Genomic DNA, 20,025 nt, shown 5'->3' with positions numbered 1-20,025 from the left:
AGGCCTCCTCAATCGCCGGAGGGGCTCAATTTGAGCCCCTCCGGCGATTGGGCCTCACCTGTGCGCCGGGAACTCCACCACCTGCTGATACGTAGGCCGGTTCTGCCACTGGATCGGCTCGTGTGTGATGCCGCCGACCGCGCGGTGGACGATGGTGTCCGCGCACCACTGGTCGCCCGCCTTGCAGCTGTCGTCGCCCGGGTAGACCTCTTCCGCGGACAGCGCGGTCGCCTCCGTGAGGCTTGCGAGGAGGGCGTCGCGGCAGGCGTCAAGCTTCCCGTCACCGCAGTAGTTCGCGCCCAACTCGCCCTTCACCGGCTGCCCGAGGACCTTGCGAAGGTCCTTGTCGACATAGCCCCACCAGCCGTACTGGAAGGCCGAGCCCGCGTGCGCGCCGGTCGGGCCGTGGGCCGCGGACGGGGCCTCGTCGACGGCGAGTTGCCCGGTCAGGGCCTCGTACAGGTCACCGCCGAGCCCCGGCTTGAACTGGGCCTCGACGAGCCGCGGCCACCAGGCGTCCATGACGCGGATCGCATCCGGGTGTGCGTACGTCTTCGACCCCGCCGAGGTCTGATTGCGCTGGGCGCCCGCCTTCCGCCATGACTCCAACTGCTGTACCGCCTTGGCGAGTTGGGGGTCGGTGATCGGCTTGCTGCGCAGCACCTTCAGCAGCTCGGGCAGGACCTGCTCGCCGCGCAGATCGGTGACGGCGGCCTCGGCCATCGCGCGCGTGAGCGATGCGCGGGTGACGCCGCCCTCGTCGACGAGTTCCTTCACCCGGTCGTCGAGGAGATCACCGCGGTGCACGGCCCCGTAGCTGAAGTTCGCGCCGCTGAAGTCCTTGGCCTGCTTGTTGTTCCAGGAGATGTAGTAGTCCTGGTTGACGGACTGCGGGTGCTCGGCGGGCGGGGTGTACGCGGCCGTGTTGTGCGTCGGGTCGAACTCCCGCCACTCATAGGCCTCTTCGGCCTTCACGGGGAACGACGGGTCCACGCCCTCCGCGCGCTGCGGGTTGGATCCGCTGTTGTAGTACGCGGTGTCGCGGGAGTCGGCGTAGAACCAGTTGAAGGCGTAGCCGATGTGCTCGGCGGCCTTCTGGAAGGACTCGGCGTCCTTGACGTACGACGGGTCGTTGAACATCTGGAAGCCGATGATCGAGTCGGCCTCGTGCTGGTAGGTGGAGCGCAACGAGGTGTACGCGACGGGCTTGCCGTCGACCGTCGCGCGGTGCGTGACGATGCCGTACTTGGTGCGGAAGACCTGGAGGCGGTAGGAGCCCGCGGCCGTGGAGTCGGCGAGGGTGGGCTTCCAGGCGTTCTTCTTCTCCAGCATCTCCATGGGCAGGCAGTCGCCGCGGTGGCGGTAGTGCGTGGACTGCTTGGTGGGCGCCGAGCCGTCGGGTTCGCAGAGTTCGACGGCGTACGTGTCGGTGATGTCCTGGTTGGCGGAGGTCGCGCTCCACGCGTAGTCCTGGCCGCGGCCGAGCTGGACGTACATGCCGACGCCGGCGAAGGAGACGCCGCGGGCGCTGATGCCCGGCCCCTGGAGCTCCTGCATCATCAGGAGCTGGGGCGCGAAATAGCCGGTCTGCGGACCGAACACGGCCACCGGGTTTCCGCTTGCCGTGTGCTTCCCGGAGACCAGCAGGGCGTTCGACATGCCCTTGCGGGACGTGGAGTTGGGCCCGCTGAAGGTGTCCTCGGGCAGGACCCCGTCGTCGTACATCCCCTGCAGTTTCTTCAGCTTCTCCGGGGCCTTCACCGGGTCCTTGGCGCCCGTCTTCGCCGCGCCCTCCCGGTCGTACACGAGCGGCTCGCGCTCGACCGAGCCCGCGTCCGGCATGGCCGTGCCGCGCGCCTTCTCGGGCTTGCCCGCGTACGGGAAGCTCGTGCCGTCGTGGACGGTGAGGACGGTCTCCGGGTCGTTGCGCTGGCGGAACGACTCCCAGACCTTCGTGCCCTTCTCGACGCCGTACTTCTCCTGCGCCTTGAGCAGGGAGAGCGCCGCGTCCACCTCTCCCCCGCCGCCGCCTCCGAAGAGGCCGCCGACGACCGAGGCGAGCGCGATCATGTCGGTGATCTTGAAGGGTTCGATCTCGCCGATGTTGGTGATCGCGTCGACCTTGCCGGTCAGGACGTACTCACCGGGGAAGTAGCGGCCCTTCTTCGCCTTCTCCCGATAGGAGTTGAGGCCGTCGACGTAGGCCTGCGCGTCCTTCATGGCCTGCTCGCCGCGCGGACCGGAGTTCTTCCGCAGCCACTCGACCTGGTTCTCCAGGTCCTTCTCGGTGTACGGGGCCTGCGGCCAGAACTGCTGCTCAAGGCCCTGGTTGGCGGGGGCGCCGCCCGCGAAGGAGGTCAGCTCGCCGCGGCCGATGTGCCGGAACAGGTCGATGAGCCAGAGCCGGTCCTGGCCCGCGGCGTAGCCCGCGCCGAACTCGGTGCCGTAGCGGGTGGTGCCCTTGATGTGGGGCACGCCGTTCTGCTTGTCGCGGGTGATCGTGACGTCCTCGCGCGGCTTGGTGACCGAGGCGGCCTGCCCCTCGGGGACACCGAAGGAGGAGTCCCGGAAGAAGTCGGTGAGCCGGTCGTCCGTGAGGGAGCCGTAGCCGGAGGAGAGCGCGTCGTACGGGCCCAACTGGTCGTCGCTGTGGGCCGGTTTGGTGCCGAAGAGGCGGTGGCCGAGGATCTCGGCGAGGGTGGCGCTGCCGTTGGCGCCGGGCGGCAGGATGTCGGCGCACTGCTTGCCGCAGTAGTCCTCGGCGGCGGTCGGCGCGGGCTCCGCGGCGGCGGCCTGGGGCAGCGGCGCGAGCAGCCCGCCGAGCAGGGCCGCCGCGGCGACCAGGACGCCGGGCCCGCCGCGGACGCGATGGCCTCTGCGGATCACTCTGCGTGGGATGCGCCGTTGCATTCCTGCTCCTCCCGAAGACGGTGGCCGGGAGGTTACCGGCGGTAGGGGAGGGAACTGAAGATGAACAACAGTCACTTTTTCCGAATCACCACAGTCGACGGCGGACTTACGTGAATCCCACGGCCCTTGTGATGGACTCCCGTTCCCTCGGCGTTCCGCGCGCGCCGAGCAGCCGTGACGGATCGTGATGGGTGCCATCGGAAATCGGATGGAGCCGGATCGCGAGTCGATACGTCTATGAGGCGACGTCTTTCGCCGACGCCGAAGTAGCCGAAGCAGCAGCGACGGAGGTGCGATGAGGTGGCTGGATTCAGAAGCCTCGCGAGACAGGTCCGCGACGGACACCACGACTTGGCCCTGCGGCGGTACTCACTGCGCAAATGCCTGGAGCGATTCGCTCCCTACGGCCACCGGGCCACCTGGGACCACCTCTGCACACGGGCCGGCTTCGGCCCCGAGGACCGGTCCCCCGACCCGGCCCGCCTGACGGCCGCGCTCGACGAACTCGAGGAGGCGCGGGCGGTGTGGCTCGCGTACGAGACGGAGTTCGCGCACCGGCGCAAGCAGGAGAAGCACGACGGACTCCGCCGCCCCGGCACCGTCGACGACTGGCACCGGCTGACCTGGGGCGGCCACGGCATCGCCTGGTGCGACGACCCGCACGTCCACCCCACCGAACCGCTCGCCGACGTCCTGCGCAGGCTGATCGCGGCCCTGGAACGGGAGCCGGGGGGCTGCTGCCCGGTCTGCGCGTCGGCCGACATCGTCTGGAAGTACGACCTGGCGCACGAACCCTCCGCGGGACCGGTGTGCACCGGCTGCGGCATCGTCGTACCGCAGCCCGTCCTCGTACCCGGATCGCTCGCGCGGGCCCGGCAGTTCAGGACGCTCGTGACGGCGTGAGCACGACGGGGGTGCGCCGGACCGGGACGCACCCCCGTGCGCTCGGGGCTCAGGGCACCTTGACGTCCGTGTGGATGGCCAGCTTGAACTGGGCGTGCATCAAAGGGGTCTTGACCTTCACGTCGCCGGTGTCGCGCGCGGACACCTTGAAGCCGAGCGGCGTGCCCTTGTGCACGAACATCTGCCAGACGTAACTGCGGTACTGGCCGCCGCCGGTGGGCGAGGAGTCCGTCGTGGCCGTCGAGTCGTAGCCGGAGCCGGCGCCGAGCGGATCCCGCACGAATCTGGCGCGGTACTCGTTGGGGCGGGAGTCCGGCTCCCAGAACACGAGCGCGGAGAGCATGCCCCAGCCGTCGTGGCTCGGCCAGATGAGCCCGGAGCGCGCGTCGGGAAACTTCGACGGGGTGCTGCCGCCGTGTGCCGGATCGTGCATCTTCCACGGGTCGTACGACTCCTGGGCGGAGGTGTACGGGAAGCGGACCAGGTGGTAGCCGTCGTTGTCGTAGCTGACCGACTGCTTTCCGCCCTGCGCGGCGTCCCAGAGCAGTGAGCAGATCACCAGGCTCATCGGCGCTCCTCGTTTTCGGTTTCGGGGCGTTGGTGTGGGGGGCGGGCCTGCAGATTTTCTCCCCACCCGGCCCCTTCCCGAAAGCCCTCAGCGGGCAGCTCCGGGGGTTGCCACCCCCGGACCGGTCAGCCCGACTTCCGTCCCTCCGCCAACAACCGCGACCCCGTGAGGCGTTCACCGAACACGTCGTCCGGATTGGAGAGCACGCAGGTCTCCATCGACAGGCAGCCGCAGCCGATGCAGTCGGTGAGGTGGTCGCGCAGGCGGCCGAGCTGTTTGATCCGCTCGTCGAGCACGGAGCGCCAGTTCTCCGAGAGCCGCGCCCAGTCGTCGCGGTTCGGGGTGCGCTCCTCGGGGAGCTGCGCGAGGGCGTCCCGGATGGTGGCCAGCGGGATGCCGACGCGCTGGGCGGCCCGGATGAACGCGACCCGGCGCAACGTGTCCCTGGCGTACCGGCGCTGGTTGCCGCTGGTGCGGCGGCTGCCGATCAGGCCCTTGGACTCGTAGAAGTGCAGGGCCGAGACGGCGGCACCACTGCGCTGGGACAGCTGGCCGACGGTGAGCTCATGAACCTTCTCTGGAATCTGCGCCACCCCGTCGACCCTACCTGCGTGATCCGTTGACAGGCACACATACCGGCGAGCATGCTGAGCAAGCGCTTAGACATACTCACGTGGGAGGCATGGAACATGGCGGAGCCGAGGATCTTCCGGTCGGTCGAGGAGCTGCAGGCGGCGGTCGGCGAGGAGCTGGGCAGCGGCGACTGGCTGGAGGTCGACCAGAAGCGGATCGACCTGTTCGCCGACGCCACGGGCGACCACCAGTGGATCCACGTCGACCCCGAGAAGGCCGCCGCGGGCCCCTTCGGCACGACGATCGCGCACGGCTACCTCACGCTCTCGCTGCTGCCGACGCTCGTGCCGCAGATCATGCGCGTGGAGAACGTACGCATGGGCATCAACTACGGCACGAACAAGGTGCGGTTCCCCTCCCCCGTCCCGGTCGGCTCGCGGCTGCGCGCGACCGGCACGCTGAAGGACGTCTCGCCCACGCAGGACGGCGGCGTGCAGATCACGACGACCGTGACGATCGAGCGCGAGGGCGCCGACAAGCCGGCCTGCGTGGCGGAGTCGGTGTCGCGCTTCTACTTCTAGTCGTGGGAGCGCGCGGGTTCTAGTCCTGGGAGCGCGCGGGTTCTAGTCCTGGGAGCGCGCGGTTTCTAGTCCTGGGAGCGCGCGGGCCCGGTCCGCGCGCCCACCATCCGCAGCACGAGGTCGGCGTACATCGCGCCGACCTCGTCCGGCGTCCAGCGCCCGTCGAGGCTGAACCAGCGGGCCACGTCGATGCAGAGGGAGAGCACGGCGAGGGTGGTCCCGGAGACGTCCGGCACCTCGAACTCGCCCGCGTCGACGCCGTCGCTCAGGATCCGTCGTACGGCCGCGTCGCAGCGGCGCCGCAGGAGGACGACCTCGGCGCGGTGGTCCTCGCCGAGCGCGTCCAGCTCGTACTGCACGACGCGCGCGGTGGTGGCCTGGCCGGCGTGCCAGATGACGAAGGAGCGCACGGCCTCGACCAGGCGGTCGGCGGCGCTGCCGGTGCCGTCCGCGGCGGACTCCAGGATGGCGAGCGCCTTGGTGTGACCGATGGCGCTGATCTTGTGGAGCAGCTCTTCCTTGGTCTTGTAGTGGATGTAGAGCGCGGCGGGGCTCATGCCGGCGCGACCGGCGATGTCACGCGTGGTCGTCGCGTGGTACCCGCGCTCGGCGAAGGCCTCGACCGCGGCGATCAGCAGCCGCCTGGCCGCGTCCGGAGTCACCTCGCCCCACGGCATGTTCTCGCCGCCGGTCTCCTCCGCCGTACTCATCACAGGCCCCTTCCCTCTCGCAGGACGCACACCCTACCTGGTGGGGGTGAGCAAGCGCTTAGGGTTGGGGCCGGGAACTGTCGACGGCGGCACCGTACACCGCCCTGCGGGCGGGCTTCTTCCCCTCCCCGCCCCTTCCCGCAACTGGGGCTCCGCCCCAGACCCCGCTCCTCGATCTCCCCCAGCTACCGCTGGGAGGTGCCCCCAGAGGGGCTCGAGACTGGCGGGCTACGGCGTCTTGAAGGGGTCGTGGTCCGCCAGGATCTTCTCGATTCTGGCCTGGTCGACCCGGCTGACCAGCGCTCCCGCCTCCTGCCGGTCGCGGACGACCTTGGCGAGCGTGAACGACGAGGTGACGAGGTAGAGCATCGCGATCGCGAGGAAGGCCCGGATCCAGGCGTCGACGTCCATGTAGAGGACGGCGATCACGACGGCGGCCAGGGCCACCGCGAAGGACGCCACCGCCATGCCGTAGTACGCGGCGGTGTTCTGGTTCTTGTTCGGCGCTTCGGATGTCATGCCCCAGAGGATCGTCCGGAGCGGCGGCCTCCCCCATCCGTACAGCTACTCAACTCCGTACTCAGAACGCCGAGATCCCCGTCAGCGCGCGGCCGATGACCAGTTTCTGGATCTGGCTCGTGCCCTCGTACAGCGTCATCACGCGGGCGTCGCGGAGGAGTTTGCCGACCGGGTACTCGTCGATGTAGCCGTAACCGCCGAAGACCTGAAGGGCGTTGTTGGCCGCGCGGACGGCCGCCTCGGAGGCGAAGAGCTTGGCCTTGGAGGACTCGGTGGTGAAGGGCTGCCCGCGGTCGATGAGGTCGGCCACGCGCCAGGTGAGCAGGCGGGCGGCGTCCACGTCGACGGCGATGTCGCTGATCAGCTCCTGCACCAACTGGTGCTGGGCGATGGGCTTTCCGAACTGCTCGCGCTGGCCCGCGTACGTCACGGCCGCGTCCAGGGCCGCCTGCGCGATGCCGACACAGCCCGCCGCGACCGACATCCGGCCCTTGGCGAGCGCCGACATGGCGACCGAGAAGCCCTTGCCCTCGGGCCCGAGCATCGCGCTCGCCGGCACCCGCACGCCCTCCAGGACCAGCTCGGCGGTGGCCTGGCCGCGCAGGCCGAGCTTGCCGTGGATCGTGCGGCGGGTGAGGCCGGGGGCGCTGGTGGGGATCAGGAACGCGGAGACGCCGCGGTGGCCGGGCTCGGCGCCGGTGCGGGCGAAGAGGAGGACGACATCGGCCCAAGTCCCGTTCGTGATGAACATCTTGGCGCCGTCGATCACGTACGAGTCGCCGTCCCGTACGGCCTTCGTGGCGAGGTTGCCCGCGTCGGAGCCGGTGCCGGGCTCGGTGAGGCCGAAGCAGCCGACGTACTCCCCCGAGGTGAGGCCGGGCAGCCACTGCCGCTTCTGCTCCTCGTTCCCCCAGGACGCGATCGTCTTGGCGACCAGGCCGAGGGAGACGGAGACGATGCCGCGCACGGACGAGTCGCCCCGGCCCAGCTCCTCGGTCACCAGGCAGTACGCGAGGTGGTCGCCGCCCGAGCCGCCGTACTCCTCGTCGACCGTGAGGCCGAGGAAGCCGACCTCGCCGAGCTTCTTCACGATGCCCCGGTCGACGCTCTCGGCCCGGTCCCACTCGACGACATGGGGCGCGATCTCCCGGTCGACGAAGTCCCGTGCGAGCTGTCGGACGGCGTTCTGTTCCTCGCTCTGCTCCAGGTTCACCCGGTCCACCCCACTTTTAATTACCACTGCTAGTTTTCTTCCAGCAGGGCCTACTATGAGCCGCATGGCCCGACCGCGCAAGCCCCTGCTCAGCCGAGATCTGATCGTCGACACGGCACGCGCGCTCGTGGACGCGGAAGGGCTCGCTGCCCTCTCCACCCGCCGCCTCGCCGCCGAACTGGGCGTCAGCGGACCCTCGCTGTACAACCACTTCCGTACGAAGGACCAGATCCTGGAGGCGGTCGCGGACTCGGTGAGCGCGCGGGTCGACCTGTCGATGTTCGAGGACGGCAGGCCCTGGCGTACCGCCCTGCACGACTGGGCCGTCTCGTACCGCGCCGCGCTCACCGAGCACCCGAACATCGTCCCGGTGCTCGCCCAGGGCCCCGGCCGCCGGCCGGCCGGACTGCGGCTCGCGGACGCGGTGTTCGGCGCGATGACCGCGGCGGGCTGGCCGCACGCGCAGGCCACGTCGATCGGCGCCCTGATGCGGTACTTCGTGATGGGCTCCGCGCTCGGCTCGTTCGCGGGCGGCTTCGTGGACGACGAGACGGCGTACGACCCGGCGGACTACCCGCACCTCGGCCAGGCCCATCTGCTCGCCGAGCGCCAGGAGAAGGTCGACGAGCGCGCCTTCGAGACCGGCCTGCAGGCGCTGCTCGACGGGCTCGCGGTGCAGTACGAGGCGGTGGCGCACACGTCCCCGGAGCAGCCCGGCTCCGACGCTTGACGGCTCCCGTCAATTCGTTCGGCACCGAAGCGTTCCGGCTCTAGTTTCGGCCCATGAGCTCTTCCACCTCTCAGAGCGGGCGTCGCCCCGAAGCTCTCGCCATCGCGGCCGCCGCCGTCACCGTCGTGCTGTGGGCCTCGGCCTTCGTCTCCATCCGCAGCGCGGGCGAGGCGTACTCGCCAGGTGCGCTCGCGCTCGGCCGGCTGCTCTCCGGCACCGTCGTCATCGGGCTGATCTGGGCGCTGCGCCGGGAAGGACTGCCGCCGCGGGCCGCGTGGCCGGGTATCGCGGTGGCCGGCGTGCTGTGGTTCGGGCTCTACATGGTGGCGCTCAACTGGGGCGAGCAGCTGGTCGACGCGGGCACCGCGGCCCTCGTCGTGAACGTCGGCCCGCTGCTGATGGCGCTGCTCGGCGGCTGGCTCCTGAAGGAGGGGCTGCCGCGGCGGCTGCTCGCCGGGATGGCGGTGTCGTTCGCGGGCGCGGCGATCGTGGGCCTGTCCATGTCGGGCGGCGGGGACGCCTCACTGCTCGGCGTCGCGCTCTGCCTGGTCGCGGCCCTCTCGTACGCGAGCGGGGTCGTGGCGCAGAAGCCCGCGCTGCGGTACGCGAGCCCGCTGCAGGTCACCACGTTCGGCTGCGCGATCGGCGCGGCGGCCTGCCTGCCGTTCGCCGGGCAGCTGCTCGACGAGGGGGCGCGCGCCCCGCTGCCGGCCACGCTCAACATGGTCTACCTGGGCGTCTTCCCGACGGCCCTGGCGTTCACGACCTGGGCGTACGCCCTGGCCCGTACGACCGCGGGGAAGATGGGCGCCACCACGTACGCGGTGCCGGCGATCGTCGTCCTGATGTCCTGGCTGGCCCTGGACGAGGTTCCGGGGTGGCTCACGCTGCTCGGCGGGCTCTTCTGCCTCGCGGGCGTGGCGGTGTCGCGCTCCCGGCCGCGCCGGTCCCGCGACACCGCCACCACCACCGCCCCCGAGGCGGACGGCGTCAGCGCTGAGCAGCCCGCCCGGCGAGCACCTTGATGCTGATCAGGGCGACGACGGCGAGCATGATGATGTACGCCGACACCGACATGGACGTGCCGGTGAGTTCGAGCAGCAGCACCATCACGAACGGCGCGAGCCCACCGCCCGCGACGGCCGCGATCTGGTAGCCGAGCGAGGCGCCGGTGTACCGCATCTCGGCCGTGAACAGCTCGGCGAACAGGGCGGCTTGCGGCCCGTACATGATGCTCAGGAAGCAGCTGCACACGAACGTGCCGACGGCCAGCCAGAGGAGTGAGCCGGTGTCGATGAGCAGGAACATCGGCACCGCCCACACCAGGAGTCCGACCGCACCGAACCCGTAGATCTTGATCCGGCCGATGCGGTCCGAGAGGGCCGCGGAGAGCGGGATCAGGGCGAGCTGGGTCAGGCTGATGCAGAGCGAGACCATCAGCACGGACTCGCGCTCCATGCCCAGTTCGCGGGTCGTGTAGTCGAGGACGCCGGTGATGATGATGTAGAAGGTCGCGGTGTTCACGGCGAAGGAGCCGCCCGCGAGCAGCACCGTGCCGAGGTGCTCGCGCAGGATCGCGCGCAGCGGGGAGCGCTTGGCGCCCTCGCCCTTCTCCTGCTCGGCGAGCGCCTGCTCGGCCTCCTTGAACGCCGGGGTCTCCTCCACCTTCGCGTGGATGTACCAGGCGAGGCCGAGCACCAGCAGGCCGACCAGGAACGGCAGTCGCCAGCCCCAGGCCGCGAAGGCGCTGTCGCTGGTGAGGGCGCCGGCGATGAGGAAGACGGTGTTGGCCGTCACGACGCCGATGGGCACGCCGAGCTGGACGAGGCTGCCGTAGAGGCCGCGCTTGCCCTCGGGGGCGTACTCGGTGGCCATGAGCATCGCCCCGCCCCACTGGGCGCCGACGGCGATGCCCTGGAGGATGCGCAGGAAGACCAGGAGCAGCGGGGCCGCGATGCCGATCGTCTCGTACGTCGGGAGCAGGCCGATGCCCGTGGTGGCGAGGCCCATCAGGGTCAGGGCCATGACCAGCATGGGCTTGCGGCCGCGCTTGTCGCCGAGCTGGCCGGCGATGACGCCGCCGATGGGGCGGGCCAGGAAGCCGACGGCGAAGGTCGCGAACGAGGCGAGGACGCCGGCGGAGGGGCTGCCGGCGGGGAAGTAGAGCTCGCCGAGGACGAGGGCCGCGGCGATGCCGAAGACGAAGTAGTCGTACCACTCGACGGCGGAGGCGAGCGCGGCCGCGGTGGCCACCCTGCGGCGGTGCTTGTCCGTCGGTCCTTGGGCGGTTTCTGGCGTGACTGCGGAAGGTGCCGAGTCCATGCGGATGCACACTCCGGTGGGTGCGGGGATGGTGGAATCGGGGGGCGGCGCCGTGAGATGCGGGGAACGTACCGACCAGTCGGTGCGCGGTCAACGGGTCGTGCGGTCACAGTTTTTTGCCGGGGGTTTGCCTGTACGCGGCATGTACGTGGCCCTCACGCGGGCAGCACGAAGGCCCCGGCCGCGGGGGGGGGTGCGGTCGGGGTGGGGGTGGGGTCGGGGTGGCGCGGGCGCGTGCGGGGCGGGCTTCTCCCCTACCCGCCCCTTCCCGAAACTGGGGCTCCGCCCCAGACCCCTCCCCCAAGCTCTCGGCTTCGCTCGAGCAGGGGGGACCCCCATCTCAAACGCCGGAGGGGCTGATTTATCAGCCCCTCCGGCGTTTGAGGGAGCGCCTAGTCGAAGACCACCAGCGCGCGCCCGCCCTTGCCCTCGATCATGTTCTCAAAGGCCTTCGGGATCTCGTCCAGGGTGATGCGGTCCGTGATCAACGACGTGAGGTCGAGCCGCCCCGCACGGACGTGCTCCGCCAGGACCGGTAGGTCGCGCTCCGGGTCGGAGTTGCCGTACACGCAGCCGGAGAGCGTGCGGCCCCAGTGGAACAGCTCCAGGGCGTTGAAGCTGACCTGCTGGTCCTTGCCGCCGATGCCGACGACCGTCGTGCGGCCGCCGCGCCGCGTGGACTCCCAGGCGGTACGGATCGTCACCGCGCGGCCCACGCACTCGACGGCCACGTCCGCCCCCTGGCCGCCGGTCAGCTTGCGGATCTCGCGGGCGGTCGTGTCGGAGGCGACGACATACTCGGTGGCTCCGGCCGCGCGGGCCAGCTCCTCCTTCTCCGGGGAGACGTCGACGGCGACGATCGGGCCCGCCCCGGCGATCCGGGCCGCCTGGAGGGTGGCGAGGCCTACGCCGCCGACGCCGAAGACGGCCACCGACTCGCCCTCGCGTACGCGCGCCGAGTGGTGGACCGCCCCGTACCCGGTGAGGACCGCGCAGCCGAGCAGGGCCGCGTCGGTGAGCGGTACGCCGTCCGGCACGGGCAGCACGCAGTTGGCGGCGACGACGGTCTCCTCGGCGAACGCCGCGACGTTCAGGCCGGGGTGCAGCTCGGTGCCGTCGGGCAGCGTCGCGTAGACGTTCGCGGCTCCGGCGAGGGCGCTGGTGCAGAGCCAGACCTCGCCGAGGGCGCAGGCGTGGCAACTCCCGCAGGAGGGCGCCCAGTTGAGGACGACACCGTCGCCGGGGGCGACGTGGGTCACGCCCTCGCCGACGGAGACGACGGTGCCGGCGCCCTCATGGCCGAGCACGCAGGGCGTGGGCACCCGCATGGTGCCGTTGGACAGGGACAGGTCGGAGTGGCAGACCCCGGCGGCGGCGAGACGGACCCGTACCTGGCCGGGGCCGGGCTCGGGGAGGGCGATCTCCCTTATCTCCAGGGGTGAGTCGACAGCGGGCAGAACGGCGGCGCGGACCACGGCGTACTCCTCGGAATTCCGGAACAGGCTCAGAACTGCAGGGACTTGGTCTGGAGGTACTCGCCCAGGCCGTGCGGGCCCAGCTCGCGGCCGACACCCGACTGCTTGTAACCGCCGAAGGGGGCCCGCGGGTTGAAGCGGCCGCCGTTGATGTCGACCTGACCGGTGTCCATACGGCGGGCGAACGCGACGGCCTCCGCCTCGTCACCGGCCCACACCGCACCGGCGAGGCCGTAGACGGTGCCGTTGGCGATGGCCAGGGCCTCGTCCTCGTCGGCGTACTTCAGGATCGACAGGACCGGGCCGAAGATCTCCTCCTGGGCGACGGTCATCTCCGGGCGTACGTCCGCGAAGACGGTCGGCGTGATGAAGTACCCCTTGTCATGGGGGGGTTCAGTGCCGCCGACGACCACCCGGGCGCCCTCGGCCACACCCTTCTCGATGTAACCGCGCACCCGCGCCTGCTGCTTGGCGTTGACGACCGGGCCGATCCGCTCGCCGTACTTGGCGGCGGCCGCGGCGGCGAGCTCGACCGCCTCGTCGTACTGGTCGGCGTGGACCAGCATCCGGGTCCAGGCGCTGCAGGTCTGGCCGGAGTTGGACATCACGTTGGCCACGCCCACGTTGACGGCCTTGGCGAGGTCGGCGCTCGGCAGGATCACGTTGGCGGACTTGCCGCCCAGCTCCAGGGCGACGGGCTTGACGGCGGCGCCCGCGGTGGCGCCGATCTGCTTGCCGACGGCGGTGGAGCCGGTGAACGAGACCAGGTCCACACCCTCGTGCTCGGCGAGCGCCTGCCCCGCGACCGGGCCGAGCCCGGTCACGAGGTTGAACACCCCGGCCGGGACGCCCGCCTCGTGCGCGGCCTCCGCGAAGAGCTGCGCGACCAGCGGGGTGTCCTCGGCGGGCTTGAGGACGACGGTGCACCCGGCGGCGAGCGCGGGCGCGACCTTCGCGACGATCTGGTGCAGCGGGTAGTTCCAGGGCGTGATCGCGCCGACGACACCCACCGGTTCGAGCAGCACGGTGGAGTTGCCGATCTTCTCCTGGAAGGCGTACGAGGCGGCGATCTCGGCGTACGAACCCGCCACGGCGATCGGCACACCCGCGTGCACCGTCTGGGAGAACGGGAGCGGGGAGCCCAGCTCGGCGGTGACGGTCTCGGCGATCTCGTCCTTGCGGGCGGCCAGGGCGTCGCGCAGGGCGCCGATCACGGCCCCGCGCTCGGCGGGCGGGGTCGCGGCCCAGCCGGGCAGCGCGGCGCGGGCGGCCACGACCGCGGCGTCGACGTCCTCGGCGGTGCCGGCCGGGACGTGGGCGATCACCTGCTCGTCGACCGGGTTGACCACCGCGATGGTGTCCGCGCCCGTGGCGGGCCGCCACACGCCACCGATGTACATGCCGTCGTGCGCCTTCATGGCACTCCTTCCGCGCCTGCTTCCGTCGTCCGCGACCCAAACTAGCGGTGTTAGTTTTTTGGCGCCAGGGGCCGCTGGGCCCGTGCCCGGGATCCGGGGGGCTGGGTGCAGCGTACGGGCGCATGGAACGGCCCGGCGGTGGGGTGCACCGCCGGGCCGTTCCGCAGGACAGCGAGGATCAGGCCTTCGCTCCGGCCATCGCTTCGGCCCTCGGTTCGGGCTTCGTGACCTTCACGGGCGGCGCCGCACCCGCGAGGGCGTTGTGCCGCTCCTCCCAGGTGGCCAGGGCCATCGCGCAGGCGTGGTCGACGTGGCGCAGACCGCTGAGGTCGATGTGCAGCTCACGGTCGGCGGGCAGCGCCTCCAGGGAGTCGACGAGCTTGGGCAGGCGCAGGAAGGTCGCGTTGCCCAACACCCGTATCTTCAGGGCGGGTTGTGCGCCCTCCTCGGCCACGGGCTCCTCGGTGACGTCGATGTGGACGTGGCTGACCTCCCAGGCCGTCTTGGCGATGGCGAGGAACAGGCCGATGAGCACGCCCTCGAAGAGGTTGCCGACGACGATCGCGACGGCCGTGACGACCAGGATCACCAGCTCGCCCCGGTGCTCGCGCCACAGCGGCTTCAGGTCCTTCCACGGGACCAGCTTGACCCCGGCGTGCACCAGGACACCGGCCAGCGCGGCGATCGGGATGACGCCGAGGGCCGCCGGAAAGGCCGCCGCGAAGATCAGCAGCCAGACGCCGTGCAGGATCCGGGAGGCCTTCGTACGGGCGCCCGCCGCGACGTTGGCCGAGCTGCGGACGATCACCGCCGTCATCGGGAGCGCGCCGAGGGCGCCGCAGACCGCGTTGCCCGCGCCCTGCGCCATGAGCTCCTTGTCGTAGTCGGTGCGCGGACCGTCGTGCATCCGGTCCACGGCCGCGGCGCTGAACAGGGACTCGGCCGAGGCGATCAGCGCGAACGCGACGACGGTGCCGAGCATCGCGACATCGGCGAGCGCGGCGAACTCGGCGCCGCCGGGCGGCTGTACGGCGTCGAACAGACCCTGTACCTCGACCCGGGCGACCGGCAGGCCGAACACGGCGACGGCGAGCGTGGCGGCGGCGACGGCGACCAGCGGGGCGGGCAGGATCTTGGCGGCGGGCTTCCAGCGCGGCCACAGGACGAGCAGCGCGATGGTGCCGACGCCGACGCAGAGCGCGGCGAGCGCCTCGGGCGACGCGGCCACGTCGAGGACGAGCCCCGGCAGGCCCGCGATCTTGGCGAGACCGCTGCTGGGCGCCTCCAGGTCGGCCATGGCGTACACCTGTCCGGCGATCAGGACGAGGCCGATTCCGGCGAGCATGCCCTGCACGACGGCGAGCGAGATGGCCCGGAACCAGCGGCCCAGCTTCAGGGCGCCCATGGCGAGTTGGAGCGCTCCGGCGGCGAGCACGAGCACGCCGAGCGCGGCCAGCCCGTACGTCTGCACCGCTTCGTAGACGAGCACGGTGAGGCCGGCGGCGGGGCCGGAGACCTGGAGGGAGCTGCCCGGCAGGAAGCCGGTGAGGAGGCCGCCGACGATGCCGGTGACGATGCCGAGCTCGGCGGGGACGCCGGAGGCGACGGCGACACCGACGCACAGCGGCAGCGCGACGAGGAAGACGACGAGGGAGGCGGTCAGGTCGTACCGGAGGGTGCCGCCACGGGTGTCGGGAGTGGTTTCCGAGGGGGGAGCAGACATGGTGTTCGTTCCCTTCACAGCGGCAGGAAGGCGTCGGCCGCCGGGTCGTGCTGCATCACGAGGCCGGTGTCTATGGCGTAGTACCAGCCGTGCAGGCGCAGCCGTCCGGCCGCCAAGCCCTCGCGTACGCAGGGGTATTGGCGGAGCCGGTCGAGCTGGGCCTTGACGTGGCGCTGCACCGAGCCGGCCACCTGGGCGTCGTCGTCGATGCCGGAGCCGGGCTCGCGGACCGGGAGGTGCGGCAGCTGGCGCTCCAGCCAGCCGGCGACGGCGGGCACGGCCGCGAGGTCCTCGCCGTGCACGCGGGCGCGGACGGCGCCGCAGTGCGAGTGCCCGCAGACCACGATGTCGGGGACCTTGAGCACGCTCACCGCGTACTCGATGGTGGCGGCCTCGCCACTGGCGCCCTCCGCGTAATCGGGTACGGCGTTGCCCGCGGTACGCAGCTCGAAGAGCTGGCCGGGGCGGGCGCCGGTGAACAGGGAGGGGATGACGCGCGAGTCGGAGCAGGTGATGAACAGGGCTTCGGGGGACTGCCCTTCGGCGAGCCGGCCGAAGGCCTCGCGCTCCTCCCCCGCCGCGGCGATGCGGCCGGGGAAGTCGCGGGCATGGTCGATGAACGAGTGCATGAAGGTTCCTCCAGGCGTTCCACGTCGGGCGGTCGGGCAGGGCGCATCACCGGGGCGACGCTGCCTCGGGGTACGCGCTGTCGTCCGGCCGTCGGGAAACGTGGTCGGGGGCGCTGAAGTGAAGGGTGTGAAGTGAAGGGTGTGAAGTGAAGGGTGTGAAGTGACGTGCGGGGCCGGGACGTTCGGCGGGGTGCTGCGGATTGCCGTACCACCGGTGGTGCCGATTCCCGCACCGGCGCTGCTGCGGATTCCCGCACCGAAGGTGCTGGGGCCGCGCGACCTCACGGCTCACGTGGGGTGAACGGAGGTGGGCGCCGCGGGTGACGTTCGGCGGGCGTCCCGGAGAAAGGTGCGGCTCAGCAGCGGAACACTTGCAGGAGGGCGGGCCGTTCGCCGGGGTCGAGGACCGCGGCGACGGCGGCGTGCCCGGTGGCCGTTCTCGGGGTGCCCGCCGGGTGTGCGACGGGCCCTGGCGCCGCGCAGGCCGCGCAGGCCGCGCAAGGCTGCGGCAGGGGCGCGGCGACCGAGGCGCGGATCGCGCGCCGGTGCCGGCAGTCGTCGAACGGGCCCGGGTTGCGGTCCTGCTCGACATTGGACGCGCCGTGGCCCTGGCCCGCCGCGGCGGGGGCGCCGAAGGAGGCGGGCGCTGCGGCGGCCGCGGCGTACGGGATGGTGGCCGCGGAGGTCGGGTCGCCCGGGTGAGCCACGGCGCTGCCCGTGGCGACGGCGAGGGCGAGGAAGGCGCTCAGGGCGGTGAACAGAACACCGAGGAGGGTCCGGCACCTACGCATCTCAACCCCCTTGCACCTCTGGACGGTTCACGCCTGGAACGGCAAACGCAGCTCACGCTCGGGCGCGCGGTGTGCCGCCAGGCGGTGATCACCATTGTGCCCAAGTGCTGTGTCCAGTGTGCAAGTTGCCGTGTGAACGGCGGGTTAACCAGGCGGCGGAGCGTGGCTGGATTCACGCTGGTCAGTGCCGTGCGTGATCCTTCGTGGCCGAATTTGAACCCCTTACGCCGGTCGTGCTTTGCGACCGCAGACCTGCGCGTGTCGCGAGCCCGGCGGCGGCCACGAGGAGCGCGCCGAGCATCAGGAACGGGGCGGCGGCACCCGCGACTCCGGCGACGAGTCCGGCGGACGCGGGGGTGGCGACCTGGCCGAGCCGGTTGCCGGTGAGGCGCAGCGCGAGGGCGGTGGACCGGGCTCCCTCGGGGGCGGCCTGGACGACGGTCGTCATGGACAGCGGCTGGCCCACACCGAGGCAGAAGCCGAGCACGGCGAGCATCAGGGCGAGCGCCCACACCGGTACGGGCAGGGCGATCCCGGCGCAGAGCAGGCCGCCGAGCAGGCAGGTCGTGACGAGCAGGGCGGTGCGGCCGATCAGCCGGATCATGGGCGTCATGACCAGTCGGCAGGCGATGGTCGCGGCGGCGCGCAGGCTCAGGAGGAGGCCGATGGCGGCGGGCGCGATCCCGCGGTGCTCGCCGACGACCGGCAGGTAGGCGGTGAGGATGTCGGTGGCGGAGAGCACGGCGAGGCTGATGAAGATGCCCGCGGGGACGCCGCGGGTGCGCAGGATGCGGTGGACGGGCACCTTGGCGCCCTGGTCCCTGCGGGTGCCGGACTCGGTGCGGTGCTCGATGCGCCACAGCGAGGTGAAGGCGACGGCGGCGACCGCGGCGGAGACGGTCAGGGCGAGTGCGCTGGTCCTCGCCATCGCCCCGTCCTGCCCGGAGATGAGGAGTCCGGCGGCGATCGGGCCGATGAGTTGGCCGAGTGAGGCACCGATCGTGAAATGGCCGAAATTACGGTCCTGTTCGGCGGGCGCGGACTGCCGGGCGACGATCGACTGGGCACCGATCACGAAGCAGAGGTGCCCGAGTCCCATGACGCCGCTCCACGCGGCCATGGCGGCCAGGGAGTTCACGGCGCCGCTCAGGGCGCAGCCGCCCGCGATCAGGACGACGCCGACGGGCAGCAGTGGCGCGCACCGGCCGTGGTCGGTGCGGCGGCCGAGGGGGACGGCGGCGAACAGCGGCAGGAGCGCGTACACGCCCGCGATGACGCCGATCGCGCGTTCGTCGGCGCCGAGCGACAGGGCCCGGTAGGACACGGCGGGCCGCGCCATCGACACCGCCGCCTGGGCGAAGCCGAAGGCGATGACGAGGCGCAGGAGCCATGCCCTTCCGGGCCCTGAACTGCCGTTCCGCATGGGTCAGATGATCCCGAAGAGGATTCCGGCGGCGAGCACCACGAGCGAGGTGAGCGCGGCCCATTTGACGGTGAACTTCGTGTGGTCGCCGAACTCGACCTTGGCCATGCCGACGAGGACGAACACGGCGGGCACCAGCGGGCTCGACATGTGCAGGGGCTGGCCGGCGATGGAGGCGCGGGCGATCTCCACGGGGGCGACGCCGTGGGCGGCGCCCGCCTCGGCGAGGACGGGCAGGATGCCGAAGTAGAAGCCGTCGTTCGACATGAAGTAGGTCAGCGGGAGGGAGAGGAGGCCGGTGACCAGGCCCATCTGCGAGCCCATGCCGTCGGGGATGGAGCTGACCATCCACTTGGCCATGGAGTCGACCATGCCGGTGCCGGTGAGGACGCCGGTGAAGACGGCGGCGGCGAAGACCATGCCGGAGACGTTGAGGACGTTCTCGGCGTGGGCGCCGATCCGGGCCTTCTGGTCGGTCATGTTGGGGAAGTTGACCGTGAGCGCGAGGGCGGCGCCGATGAGGAACAGCACCGGGATGGGCAGCAGTTCCGTGATCATCGCGGTGAGCAGGGCGACGGTCAGGAGCGCGTTGAACCAGTACAGCTTGGGGCGCAGGGTGGCGCGGTTCGGGTCGAGCCCGGCGAAGGTCTCGCCGTCCTCGTTCTCGTACGCGGGGGCGCTGTGGTCGCCGCCGGTGCCGGTGGCCTTGCCGGAGCCGGAGCCCTTGCCGTTGCCCGCGCCCTCGCCGTTGCCGGAGCCCGCGCCGACGAGGACCTTCTCGTCGGCGGTCTCGGTGACCGTCTCGGTGACCTCTTCGAGGGAGAGGTAGCCGAGGCGCTTGCGCTCGCGGCGGCCGAGGACGTACGAGAGGGCGAAGACGGCGAGCAGGCCGACCGCGAGCGCCGGGATCATCGGCACGAAGATGTCGGTGGCGTCCAGCTTGAGGGCGGTCGCGGCGCGGGCGGTGGGGCCGCCCCAGGGCAGGGTGTTCATCACGCCGTTGGCGGTGGCGGCGACACCGGTCAGCACGACCAGGCTCATCTTCAGGCGCTTGTAGAGCGGATACATCGCCGAGACGGTGATCATGAAGGTGGTGGAGCCGTCGCCGTCGAGCGAGACGATCGCGGCGAGCAGTGCGGTGCCGACGACGATCCGCATCGGGTCGGCCTTGCAGAACCGCAGGATGGCTCGGACGATCGGGTCGAACAGGCCGACGTCGATCATCACGCCGAAGTAGACGATCGCGAACATCAGCATCGCCGCGGTGGGCGCGAGATCGGTGACGCCGTCGAGGACGTAGTCCCCGAGCTTCGCTCCTTGTCCGACGATTACGCAGAAGAGCGCGGGGATCAGCACGAGTGCCGCTATCGGCGACATCTTCTTCATCATGATCAGGACCAGGAAGGTCGCGATCATGGCGAAGCCAAGGATTGTCAGCATTTTGGGGCCTCTCACGTTCGCCCTTGAACACCCACCACGGCCGGCGGTTCGGACGACGTTAAGACCCGCTATTCAGCGTTAACAAGATGTTGACACG

18 protein-coding genes are annotated in these 20,025 nt (G+C 71.2%); 4 read left to right on the top strand and 14 right to left on the bottom strand.

The window, feature by feature from the left end; translation table 11 throughout:
* Positions 1-54: 54 nt before the first annotated feature.
* Positions 55-2,910: a penicillin acylase family protein gene (locus RCO28_RS11020; protein WP_308940863.1), complete on the bottom strand. Its 2,856-nt coding sequence runs from the start codon at positions 2,908-2,910 to the stop codon at positions 55-57.
* A gap of 300 nt (positions 2,911-3,210) precedes the next feature.
* Here RCO28_RS11020 and RCO28_RS11015 point away from each other — a divergent pair, with 300 nt between their 5' ends.
* On the top strand, positions 3,211-3,813 hold the full coding sequence (locus RCO28_RS11015) for a hypothetical protein (protein WP_308940862.1): 603 nt from the start codon (positions 3,211-3,213) through the stop codon (positions 3,811-3,813).
* A 49-nt stretch (positions 3,814-3,862) separates the two neighbouring features.
* Here RCO28_RS11015 and RCO28_RS11010 read toward each other — a convergent pair whose 3' ends face one another.
* Together RCO28_RS11010 and soxR are read right to left on the bottom strand one after the other, a co-directional pair.
* A complete protein-coding gene (locus RCO28_RS11010) occupies positions 3,863-4,381 on the bottom strand; it encodes a hypothetical protein (protein ID WP_308940861.1) in 519 nt (172 codons plus the stop codon).
* 125 nt (positions 4,382-4,506) lie between these two features.
* Positions 4,507-4,974 (bottom strand): redox-sensitive transcriptional activator SoxR, encoded by a 468-nt coding sequence (gene soxR / locus RCO28_RS11005; protein WP_308940860.1) that lies wholly within the window; start codon positions 4,972-4,974, stop codon positions 4,507-4,509.
* Positions 4,975-5,070: 96 nt separating this feature from the next.
* Between soxR and RCO28_RS11000 the strand changes: the two genes are divergently transcribed.
* A complete protein-coding gene (locus RCO28_RS11000; protein ID WP_308940859.1) occupies positions 5,071-5,535 on the top strand; it encodes a MaoC family dehydratase in 465 nt (154 codons plus the stop codon).
* 65 nt (positions 5,536-5,600) lie between these two features.
* On the opposite strand, the gene RCO28_RS10995 is transcribed toward RCO28_RS11000, so the two are convergent.
* The 3 genes from RCO28_RS10995 to RCO28_RS10985 form a co-directional block, all read right to left on the bottom strand.
* Positions 5,601-6,245, bottom strand: a complete 645-nt coding sequence (locus RCO28_RS10995; protein WP_308940858.1) for a TetR/AcrR family transcriptional regulator — start codon at positions 6,243-6,245, stop codon at positions 5,601-5,603.
* Between the two features lie 228 nt (positions 6,246-6,473).
* On the bottom strand, positions 6,474-6,764 hold the full coding sequence (locus tag RCO28_RS10990; protein WP_308940857.1) for a YiaA/YiaB family inner membrane protein: 291 nt from the start codon (positions 6,762-6,764) through the stop codon (positions 6,474-6,476).
* Between the two features lie 61 nt (positions 6,765-6,825).
* Entirely contained in the window at positions 6,826-7,977 is a 1,152-nt protein-coding gene (locus RCO28_RS10985; RefSeq protein WP_308940856.1) for an acyl-CoA dehydrogenase family protein, read from the bottom strand.
* Positions 7,978-8,041: 64 nt separating this feature from the next.
* Here RCO28_RS10985 and RCO28_RS10980 point away from each other — a divergent pair, with 64 nt between their 5' ends.
* Positions 8,042-8,707, top strand: a complete 666-nt coding sequence (locus tag RCO28_RS10980) for a TetR/AcrR family transcriptional regulator (RefSeq protein WP_308940855.1) — start codon at positions 8,042-8,044, stop codon at positions 8,705-8,707.
* A 53-nt stretch (positions 8,708-8,760) separates the two neighbouring features.
* Positions 8,761-9,732, top strand: coding sequence for a DMT family transporter (locus tag RCO28_RS10975; RefSeq protein ID WP_308940854.1), 972 nt, complete (start codon positions 8,761-8,763; stop codon positions 9,730-9,732).
* Here the strand turns inward: RCO28_RS10975 and RCO28_RS10970 are convergent.
* From RCO28_RS10970 to RCO28_RS10935, 8 genes are all read right to left on the bottom strand, one after another.
* Positions 9,698-11,029, bottom strand: a complete 1,332-nt coding sequence (locus tag RCO28_RS10970) for an MFS transporter (RefSeq protein WP_308940853.1) — start codon at positions 11,027-11,029, stop codon at positions 9,698-9,700. The genes RCO28_RS10975 and RCO28_RS10970 overlap by 35 nt on opposite strands.
* Positions 11,030-11,421: 392 nt before the next feature.
* A complete protein-coding gene (locus RCO28_RS10965; RefSeq protein ID WP_308940852.1) occupies positions 11,422-12,504 on the bottom strand; it encodes a Zn-dependent alcohol dehydrogenase in 1,083 nt (360 codons plus the stop codon).
* A gap of 29 nt (positions 12,505-12,533) precedes the next feature.
* Positions 12,534-13,922: an aldehyde dehydrogenase family protein gene (locus tag RCO28_RS10960; protein WP_308940851.1), complete on the bottom strand. Its 1,389-nt coding sequence runs from the start codon at positions 13,920-13,922 to the stop codon at positions 12,534-12,536.
* Between the two features lie 178 nt (positions 13,923-14,100).
* Positions 14,101-15,645, bottom strand: coding sequence for a SulP family inorganic anion transporter (locus RCO28_RS10955; RefSeq protein WP_308940850.1), 1,545 nt, complete (start codon positions 15,643-15,645; stop codon positions 14,101-14,103).
* Positions 15,646-15,659: 14 nt separating this feature from the next.
* Positions 15,660-16,274, bottom strand: a complete 615-nt coding sequence (locus RCO28_RS10950; protein WP_308940849.1) for a carbonic anhydrase — start codon at positions 16,272-16,274, stop codon at positions 15,660-15,662.
* A gap of 356 nt (positions 16,275-16,630) precedes the next feature.
* Positions 16,631-17,065: a hypothetical protein gene (locus RCO28_RS10945; RefSeq protein ID WP_308940848.1), complete on the bottom strand. Its 435-nt coding sequence runs from the start codon at positions 17,063-17,065 to the stop codon at positions 16,631-16,633.
* Positions 17,066-17,246: 181 nt separating this feature from the next.
* Entirely contained in the window at positions 17,247-18,488 is a 1,242-nt protein-coding gene (locus RCO28_RS10940) for an MFS transporter (RefSeq protein ID WP_308940847.1), read from the bottom strand.
* A gap of 3 nt (positions 18,489-18,491) precedes the next feature.
* Positions 18,492-19,928, bottom strand: a complete 1,437-nt coding sequence (locus tag RCO28_RS10935) for a CitMHS family transporter (RefSeq protein ID WP_308940846.1) — start codon at positions 19,926-19,928, stop codon at positions 18,492-18,494.
* Between the last annotated feature and the right edge of the window lie 97 nt (positions 19,929-20,025).

It is taken from the genome of Streptomyces sp. LHD-70 (assembly GCF_031157275.1).
Lineage (GTDB): Bacteria > Actinomycetota > Actinomycetes > Streptomycetales > Streptomycetaceae > Streptomyces.
The sequence above is the reverse complement of the archived record's forward strand: the minus strand, read 5'-3'. Positions and strand labels throughout refer to the sequence as shown.

What these genes read in the sequence shown, in the direction of transcription:
- RCO28_RS10945 (WP_308940848.1), bottom strand. Translation starts at nt 17,065, where the DNA reads ATGCGTAGGTGCCGGACCCTCCTCGGTGTTCTGTTCACCGCCCTGAGC.
- RCO28_RS10950 (WP_308940849.1), bottom strand. Translation starts at nt 16,274, where the DNA reads ATGCACTCGTTCATCGACCATGCCCGCGACTTCCCCGGCCGCATCGCC.
- RCO28_RS11020 (WP_308940863.1), bottom strand. Translation starts at nt 2,910, where the DNA reads ATGCAACGGCGCATCCCACGCAGAGTGATCCGCAGAGGCCATCGCGTC.
- RCO28_RS10970 (WP_308940853.1), bottom strand. Translation starts at nt 11,029, where the DNA reads ATGGACTCGGCACCTTCCGCAGTCACGCCAGAAACCGCCCAAGGACCG.
- RCO28_RS11000 (WP_308940859.1), top strand. Translation starts at nt 5,071, where the DNA reads ATGGCGGAGCCGAGGATCTTCCGGTCGGTCGAGGAGCTGCAGGCGGCG.
- RCO28_RS10955 (WP_308940850.1), bottom strand. Translation starts at nt 15,645, where the DNA reads ATGTCTGCTCCCCCCTCGGAAACCACTCCCGACACCCGTGGCGGCACC.
- RCO28_RS10935 (WP_308940846.1), bottom strand. Translation starts at nt 19,928, where the DNA reads ATGCTGACAATCCTTGGCTTCGCCATGATCGCGACCTTCCTGGTCCTG.
- RCO28_RS10940 (WP_308940847.1), bottom strand. Translation starts at nt 18,488, where the DNA reads ATGCGGAACGGCAGTTCAGGGCCCGGAAGGGCATGGCTCCTGCGCCTC.
- RCO28_RS10960 (WP_308940851.1), bottom strand. Translation starts at nt 13,922, where the DNA reads ATGAAGGCGCACGACGGCATGTACATCGGTGGCGTGTGGCGGCCCGCC.
- RCO28_RS10995 (WP_308940858.1), bottom strand. Translation starts at nt 6,245, where the DNA reads ATGAGTACGGCGGAGGAGACCGGCGGCGAGAACATGCCGTGGGGCGAG.
- RCO28_RS10975 (WP_308940854.1), top strand. Translation starts at nt 8,761, where the DNA reads ATGAGCTCTTCCACCTCTCAGAGCGGGCGTCGCCCCGAAGCTCTCGCC.
- RCO28_RS10980 (WP_308940855.1), top strand. Translation starts at nt 8,042, where the DNA reads ATGGCCCGACCGCGCAAGCCCCTGCTCAGCCGAGATCTGATCGTCGAC.
- RCO28_RS11010 (WP_308940861.1), bottom strand. Translation starts at nt 4,381, where the DNA reads ATGAGCCTGGTGATCTGCTCACTGCTCTGGGACGCCGCGCAGGGCGGA.
- RCO28_RS10990 (WP_308940857.1), bottom strand. Translation starts at nt 6,764, where the DNA reads ATGACATCCGAAGCGCCGAACAAGAACCAGAACACCGCCGCGTACTAC.